This window comes from Mesorhizobium sp. M7A.F.Ca.AU.002.02.1.1, from assembly GCF_003998535.1.
Classification (GTDB): domain Bacteria; phylum Pseudomonadota; class Alphaproteobacteria; order Rhizobiales; family Rhizobiaceae; genus Mesorhizobium; species Mesorhizobium ciceri.
The window spans coordinates 1-507 of the sequence record NZ_RZPB01001467.1; the positions used below are offsets into that span (position 1 = coordinate 1).

The window sequence follows — 507 nt, forward strand, 5'->3', positions numbered from 1 at the left end:
GAATACGGGTCGCCAGCACCGGCCAGATCACCTCTTCGAACAGTGGCCAGTTTACCTCGAAGTCGCCGGGATCGGGTGCGCAGTCGCCTTCCTCCGGTTCGGCGCCGCCGGTGAGGTAGACCGAGCCTTCCGGACGGACATAGATGCCGGAGGGATCGACCAGCAGCGGCATGTCGGCATATTTCTCGCGCGCCTCGAAGACGAAGACATTGCGCTTGCGCGGCTCGACCGGCAGCTCGAGCCCGGCCATGGCAGCCACCTTGCCGGCGTTAGGGCCGGCGGCGTTGACGACGATGCCAGCCTCCAGCGTCTCGCCATTGCCCAGGCTCACTCCCGTGACGCGGTTGCCATCGCGCGCGATGCCGGTGACATCTGCGGCGATGAAATCGACTTTCTTCTGCCGCAGCGCCTTGCGGAACAGCGTCAGCATCGCATGCGCGTCGAACCAGCCTTCGCCGGTGCGGCCATAGGCGCCGGCTGAAATGCCCTCGGTCGACAGCCATGGGA

General features: G+C 66.1%; 1 protein-coding gene. It reads right to left on the reverse strand.

The genetic code is table 11. The features are described 5' to 3' along the window. Positions 1-507 (reverse strand): FAD-binding oxidoreductase (locus EN879_RS38405; protein ID WP_164774964.1); only part of this gene is annotated, 507 nt, incomplete at both ends.